General features: G+C 53.4%; 6 protein-coding genes. 2 read left to right on the top strand and 4 right to left on the bottom strand.

Features of this window, described 5'->3' with window-relative positions; genetic code table 11:
* Positions 1-247: 247 nt before the first annotated feature.
* Positions 248-1,048, top strand: a complete 801-nt coding sequence (gene nlpA, locus IM282_RS08470; RefSeq protein WP_192970317.1) for a lipoprotein NlpA — start codon at positions 248-250, stop codon at positions 1,046-1,048.
* Positions 1,049-1,066: 18 nt separating this feature from the next.
* Here the strand turns inward: nlpA and IM282_RS08465 are convergent, their stop codons facing one another.
* Together IM282_RS08465 and IM282_RS08460 are read right to left on the bottom strand one after the other, a co-directional pair.
* Complete coding sequence (locus tag IM282_RS08465) at positions 1,067-1,747, bottom strand: EAL domain-containing protein (RefSeq protein ID WP_023305160.1); 681 nt, start codon at positions 1,745-1,747, stop codon at positions 1,067-1,069.
* A 75-nt stretch (positions 1,748-1,822) separates the two neighbouring features.
* Positions 1,823-2,443 (bottom strand): LuxR C-terminal-related transcriptional regulator, encoded by a 621-nt coding sequence (locus tag IM282_RS08460; RefSeq protein ID WP_015570093.1) that lies wholly within the window; start codon positions 2,441-2,443, stop codon positions 1,823-1,825.
* A gap of 569 nt (positions 2,444-3,012) precedes the next feature.
* On the opposite strand from IM282_RS08460, the gene IM282_RS08455 reads away from it, so the two are divergent.
* Positions 3,013-3,648, top strand: a complete 636-nt coding sequence (locus IM282_RS08455; protein WP_048966560.1) for a LuxR C-terminal-related transcriptional regulator — start codon at positions 3,013-3,015, stop codon at positions 3,646-3,648.
* Positions 3,649-3,654: 6 nt separating this feature from the next.
* Here IM282_RS08455 and IM282_RS08450 read toward each other — a convergent pair whose 3' ends face one another.
* Positions 3,655-4,719 (bottom strand): fimbrial protein, encoded by a 1,065-nt coding sequence (locus IM282_RS08450; protein ID WP_045308241.1) that lies wholly within the window; start codon positions 4,717-4,719, stop codon positions 3,655-3,657.
* Between the two features lie 15 nt (positions 4,720-4,734).
* On the bottom strand, positions 4,735-7,227 hold the full coding sequence (locus IM282_RS08445) for a fimbria/pilus outer membrane usher protein (protein WP_032626649.1): 2,493 nt from the start codon (positions 7,225-7,227) through the stop codon (positions 4,735-4,737).
* Positions 7,228-7,231: the final 4 nt, after the last annotated feature.

Genomic DNA, 7,231 nt, shown 5'->3' with positions numbered 1-7,231 from the left:
GTCTCCTCTTCTATGCCAGTTATAACTGTTACCCATGTATCCGGTCTAAAGTGTTACCCATGTTTCCGGTTCATACCCTACGCTTACCGGGCCTACACTTCGCCCGTTACGTAGGCCGGGTAAGCGCAGCGCCACCCGGCAACAGGCCGCATATAACTTAACCGTCTTACTGATTCCTTTTCGTTTTTTAGCCTGCCGTCTCGTTGTCGATATAGTCTTCAAAACGTCTATCAAAAGGAACTGTCTCGTGAAACTTCGATTGGGTGCGCTTCTCCTGACTGGCCTGCTGCTCGCGGGCTGTGACCAGGGCGGCAATGATGCCAAACACATTAAAGTCGGCGTCATCAATGGCGCTGAGCAGGACGTGGCGGAAGTCGCCAAAAAGGTGGCAAAGGAGAAATACGGTCTGGATGTTGAGCTGGTGGGCTTTAGCGGCTCGCTGCTACCCAACGATGCCACCAACCAGGGCGAACTGGACGCCAACGTCTTCCAGCATCGCCCGTTCCTTGCACAAGATAACAAGGCGCACAACTACACGCTGGTCGCCGTGGCCAATACCTTCGTCTTCCCGATGGCGGGTTACTCCCGAAAGATTAAATCGGTGTCTGAGCTGAAGGATGGCGCAACCATTGCGATTCCAAACGATCCCACCAACCTCGGCCGCGCGCTGTTGCTGCTGCAAAAAGAGAAGCTGATTACCCTTAAACCGGATGTGGGCCTGCTGCCGACGGCGCTGGATATTACCGCGAACCCGAAAAACTTACAGATTATGGAGCTGGAAGGGGCGCAGCTGCCGCGAGTGCTGGACGATCCGAAAGTGGATGTGGCCATCATCAGTACCACCTATCTTCAGCAAACGGGGCTGTCTCCGGTACATGACAGCGTCTTTATTGAGGACAAAAACTCGCCTTACGTGAATATAGTGGTCACGCGTGAAGACAATAAAGACGCCGAAAACGTGAAGGAATTTATCCAGTCCTATCAGTCGCCGGAAGTGGCGAAAGCGGCAGAGACCCTTTTTAACGGCGGTGCGGTGCCGGGCTGGTAGGCCACGGTAAGCTGGCCCTCACAGCGTTACGCGGGCATCGGTGCGGCTTTCGGGCCACAGAAAACCCTGGCCAGACTGTGCGCCAGACGTGCGGGCGCGCGCCAGATCCCGCGAATTCTCGATGCCTTCGATAAGAATTGATTGCGCGATACCTGCCCTGACCTCCTGCACAAACGGGGCAAGCGGCGCGCGCTCGCGCAGCGCTGAGCGGTCAATTTTTACCCCATCCAGCGGCAGCGCAAGCCGCGCGAACGCCTCAGCCAACTCCCGGGTTAAATCGTCCAGCCAGATTTGCCATCCCGCCTCTTTTAACCGAACAAGCGTGGCATGAAGACGATGTTGCTCAGCCTTACTCAGCCGTGTGATGGTGTGAGGATCCTGAATTTCAATCGTTAACCGCTGCTGATGGCGTAACGCCAGCAACAACCGGATAGCGCGTTCGTCGAGAAGGTGCTCTGCCGGAAGGTTTAGCCAGTAAGCGTCCCGGGCGGGTATCTGTAACAGGGTGTTGGCCTGCCAGAAGAAGATTTGCAGCGCGCTGCGCGAAGGCAGAGAAGCAAACAATATCTCCAGATTGACGTTATGGATCTCCACGAGAACTTCATGCGCGAACATCTGGCCCGAATGAAGATCGACAAGCGGCTGGAATCGCAGCCCTGAGATACGTTGCAACAGGGGAGAGGGAAGAACGGTATACATGGAACAGCCTTCAGGAAATGAAAAAAGGTTCCCGCGGACACGGGAACAAAAGGCAAACGACACACGGTCAAATTCTTAATTCAGGATCCAGCGAATGCTCTGGTAAAACGAGGGGCCACGCACGGCCTTAAGCTTGTTCATGGCGTTGTTTTTATAAAAGTAAACCAGCCTGACGTTACACCCCAGCTGACGGGCGATTTGCTTGGTTTTGAGATTACAGGAATAGCCGCGCAATACGCTGGCCTCCTCGCTGGACAGCCTCGCCGGGGTGCGTAAGCGGGTAGTCATGCCTACGTTGTAACGACCAGACTCTTGCGGCGTCTGGCTCATCAGTATTTGCCACAGCGCTTTGATATCCCCCAGGGAGACTCTTTTGCTGATTACTCCATCAACATGTTTGAATTTCAAATAGCCAGCGGATAACGAATAGATATAGATCTTCGCCGTCACTTGTTTCTGTTTAATACAGAGAATGTCGTCATTCGTCGTCACCCGGAAATGACGCGTATTCAACGGATCATAAATGATGATATCAAAGAGTTGTTCACTCATAGCAAGTTCTTCGATATGGGTAAACCCATGGAAAATAACGTCGTGTTTTTCATCAGGCTCACGCTTTCCGAGCGATTGCAGGCCAATCATCGTGAATTCGCAGCTGTCAACAACGGCAACGTGAATTGTTTTTTTATTTTGCATTGGCATTCTCCTTTCGCTGAGTAAACAGTCCATATAAGAGAAAATGGCGGTTCGCACTCTCTTATTAAAAGAATGGCGAGCACTTTTTAAATAACGCGATGCGATGGCATCAATGTAAGCCAATACAAACCGTCGAGTAAAGCTGATGCCAATTATTAGAGGAAGATAAAATTGAAAAATGGTTTTAATGGTATATGCAATTGTTTTAATCTTCTAATAATATTCATGCCAGATTTTTATTCTGTGAATGGGCGATTAATAAGCATCAGAAGGTTGATTGATGGGGTTTATCCACCGTTTTTTCAGTGGCTTACTGCTATTCCTGAAAGAGAAATTGTGATCGCGGCAGGGTTATCGACAAGGCTTTATCTGCAAGAGGAAACGGCGTGCAGAATAAAATAGAATTTTTTCTATAAATTTAATGTCCTTGTTCAGATTTTTAAGCCTGAGAAGGATAAAATCCTGGCGTGAAGAGGTTGTGAGTGATGAGTACATAAACTATTATCATTTTCCTCCGGTCACGAGAATTTAGAAAAGACATGAATAATACTGAACGTATCGTAAAGGTAATGGTGTTTTACAAAATAAATATATTTAAAGAGATAATATTCCGGGCGCTCCATGATCTTTTACCCGATTACGTACTGAACATTACTCAGGTCGATTCCACTGAACAGGCGCTGGCGGCGGTGGCGGATAATAACGTGGATGTTTTCTTCACTGAATTTAATTATCTGCTTAATCATAAAGAGTGGAGTGCGGAGGTCAGCAGCCGTTTTACATCTTTATGTAAAACCCATCACGTCAGGCGTGTTCTGTTGGTGCCCGAGCTGCCTTACGGGCTGTTAAAAAAAGTTCTGGAGATGAAATTTGAATTAACCATCAGTCAGCAGGATGAATTGACTGAACTGAAAAAGGAATTACCCGCGTTGCTCATGGCAGACGGGCAAACACCGTCGATCTCTTCGTGGCTCAGGCGGGTAATGCGGTCCGGTTCCCGGGCGCGCTCCATCCTCTCGGCCAGAGAGTGGGAGGTGCTCCATCTTATCGTGGAAGGATTTTCAACGACGGAGATTGCCCGTCATCGAAACCGTTCGGTCAGTACCATTGCGACGCAGAAGCACAATGCGATGAAAAAGCTGAATCTTTCCAACCACAGCGAACTGATTAAGTATGTGCAAGCGGTTGGAAAGATGGATAAATAGCTCACATCAGGGATAGATAATATTCAGCGTAGCCGATGTATTGATCTTACCCTGGCTCACCTGGGCGGGCGCCCACACGTAATAGTACGCCGCCATCGGAAGGGTGAAATGTTCGTCCAGCGCCGCGCCAGCCGCCACGCTGAAAATCATCGTGGCGTTGCCACGGCTGGTGGTTGAGGTAGAGAAGGTCACAGGCGTTTGTGGGGCGTCACGTTTTATCAGGCGTAGCCCCACGCCCTGCGCCGCGCTACTGCCGCTGTCGATCAGCACCGAGCTGTCGGTTGAGAGCAGCTGCGTGCTGGACAGAAACATCTCAATTGCCCGATCGGAATTGCCGTTAACCCCGACGTTCTGACAGCTCATGTTCAGTGAAAAAGGCGTCAGCCCCGGCTGTGAGGATGCACTGAGCTGGGGAATGCCGAGCGTCGGCAGCGCTACGGTCAGCCCCGCATTATCAAAGGAACAGGTAGTCAGTTTTGGCGCGTATTTGATGATCATCGGCTGACCAAACATATCCCGGTTGTCGTAAGGCCACTTGAACCCGCTGAATAACCACTGCGCTATCTTGATGACCTGATTGATTGGCCAGGTGATGATTTCCCAGAAGGATAACCCACTCATGTCGCTGACGAACAGAACGTCGCTCATGTTCGCCGTATCCCCCGTCAGGGTAGTGCCGCTCTGGTTAACGAGGGTGAAGCGAACCGTAAACGGTGTGTTCAGCTCAGACGCCGTATGGCTACCGCTGGCAGTCAGGGTTTTATTGGCCGGGGGATTGGTGATCTCCGCCCGCACCATATACTTGTTATTGCTGAACCCGAGGATGGTCGCGTATTTGCTGTCGGTCGAGAGGATCGGTGTGTAAGAAAATTCACTGTTACCCGTCGTACAGTTGAAAGAGCCGCTGTACTGGGTGCTGAAGCTGCCGGTCCATGTGGGCGTGGCCGGGCTCAGCTTATCCGATAAATCAATGGTAATCGGTGTGCCATAAACGATGCTGCTGCCGGAGCAGGTGGCATAGCTCATCCCACTAATACTGGAGAGGAGCAGGAATATGAATGATCGTAACATTTTGATAATCCGTAATTAATGGCAAACCGATGAGGGGCTGTTCAGCCCCCAGGCTGGGGCGGAGATTTCGCACTTCCCGCCGCGGAGATGCACGTTGAGCGCGCGTGGCGGCTGTTCAGCGCGGATATACAGTACGCTGGCCTGGCCGACATACCCGACAGATTCACCGTGTTCATCCAGCACTTCGGTACCAAAGGGCAGCGGTTTGCCGTCGGCACGCGTCGCATGAAGTACCCATGACTGGCGTTTGTCGGTTTCGAAGCGGATGTAGCTCACCGCCCCGTCGTAAGGGGCCACGTTAGCCATGTTGCCGATCACCTCCGCGCCAGCGCTGTTTTCCGTTTGCGATAACGTAATGGCGTTTTTGCGATACGGGGTGGCGTAAGGCACCAGCGCCACGCCATCGCGGTTCGTCATAATGCTTTCATCGCCGTTCACCATCAGTCCCTCCGCTTTTGGCGCATCGACGATAGTCATGGTTGTGCCGGTTTCGTTTGAGGCGAGAACGTGCCACGGGTAGGCCACCAGGCTTCCCCGTCCGCTGAGCCCGGTCTGGCGGTAGTCGGAGGATTCGCTGTAAGAGCCACCGAGTGTCGCGAAGTTCGAACGGTACGCGGCGTTAACGCTTGCCGCATTTTTACCCCCCCGCGCATTACTGCCGGAGAGGGTGTAGCTCAGTCGGTTCGACGCCAGCGCGTTCCCGCTCATGCTGATATTGCTCTGCTCGTAATGCGAATCGCTGGCCGTCAGGCTGGAGGTGATCCAGGCATTATTATCAAACAGCGAGAACGGCAGGCTGAGGGAGAGGTAAAGGCGCGTCTCTTCTTCACTGTCCCTGTTCCGTACCCGGCTGGCCGACAGGGTATAGCTGGCGCGGCCGATGGCGTTGGAATAGCCCATCTGGTATTCGCGCGTGGTTTGCTGTGAGTTCCAGTAATCGCGCTGTGTGCCGGAGACAAATACCGTGCCCCAGTTATTGAGCAGGCGCTGATTAAGGTTAAGCGTAAAGGTATTCTTGGGCTGCGCCGCGCGCAGGGCATCCCAGGTGCTTAGCGACATGTCGGGCGCAACGCCAAACCGATCTTCATAGTCGTCGTACTGCGCTCTCAGGCGCTGATACCCTTCGCGCGAATAGAGCGCGTCGCTGAAGCTGTAATAGCCTTTAGTGGAATAGCGATATGCCGCCAGGGTGAAGTTGGTGGCGGTGGTATCGATAAATTTGCTGTACGACACGCGATAACTCTGACCGCTGCTGGTGCGATCCTGTAGGGTGGTTTTGGCGTGGGTGACATCAAACGAGACCGCGCCAAACGGAAGGTTCCACCCGGTACCGACAAGCCCGGCCTGGTAGTTATCGCTAATAATCGTCCCGGTATACCCGGTGATGAGGTTATTAAACCCGTAGCGCAGCGTGGCCTGCATGAATGCGGGTTCGGCATCGAGCGTGTTCTGGTGCACTTTACCCGCCACCACGCTGTACTGACTCACCCCTTCTTTTAGCATCCCGGGCACGGCGGAAAACGGCACCGTGAAGGACTGCTGTGAACCGTCCGCTTCACGCACCACCACCAGCAAATCGCCCGCAGAGCCGGTAGGCTGAATGCTGTCGAGGGTAAACTGGCCCGGCGGTACGTTCTCCTGATAGATCACGTTGCCATTCTGGATAACTTTCACCAGGGCGTTCGTCCGTGCCACGCCGTGAACCACCGGTGAAAAACCCTGCTGTGAATTTGGGCGCATCTTCATGTCCGACGCCAGCGACACGCCGCGCACGCGCAGGGAATCAAACAGATCGCCAGGAATATAAAAGTCACCCAGCGTCAGGTTGGATTTCAGCGAGGCCAGGGGACGGCGCAGGTAGCGGGTATTATTCTGCCAGCTACTCTCTCCGCTGGCCGTTTTCCGCCAGGCGCTGCTGTCGCGAAACTGCCAGCCGAACAGGTTGGCGCCGGAATCCAGCCCGGCATAAAAATCATCATTTGTGTCTTTCGCAGCGCCTTTTGCACGGGTGTTATACCAGGTCGTGTTCCACGAGAGCATCAGCGCCGGGATCCCCTCATCCCAAAACTGGGGGGCAATGTAACCTTCTTCAGTACGCAGCACAGCCGCCTGCGGAACGGTAAGCGCCAGACTCAGGGTGCTGGTATCGGTTTTGACTTCACCGCCCTGAACCAGATCGCGCAGCTGCACCTGCCCGTGCGCAATGGCGGGCGCAGGTACGGACGTGGTGTTGATGCCAAGCGACCGGGCATCTTTCCAGGCAAGGCGGATGTCGTCACGCTGCTCGCCGTAGATGACGGTATAACGTCCCTTCCAGCTGCCGTTTACGTAGATATCCATCTCCTGATTGCCGGCAGGCATGGCGTTGTTTTCGGAAAAGCGAGACAGATCGGACTCACCGGATGCGCCAGCAAGCAGGGAGGGATCAAACGAGACGGCCCCTGATTTATGCGAAAGCAGAAGCGTGCAGACTGCCAGCAGACAGAGTCTGTTTTGTTTCATTTTCATGGTG

Source organism: Enterobacter cloacae complex sp. P29RS (assembly GCF_014893445.1).
Taxonomy (GTDB): Bacteria; Pseudomonadota; Gammaproteobacteria; order Enterobacterales; family Enterobacteriaceae; genus Enterobacter; species Enterobacter intestinihominis.
The sequence above is the reverse complement of the archived record's forward strand: the minus strand, read 5'-3'. Positions and strand labels throughout refer to the sequence as shown.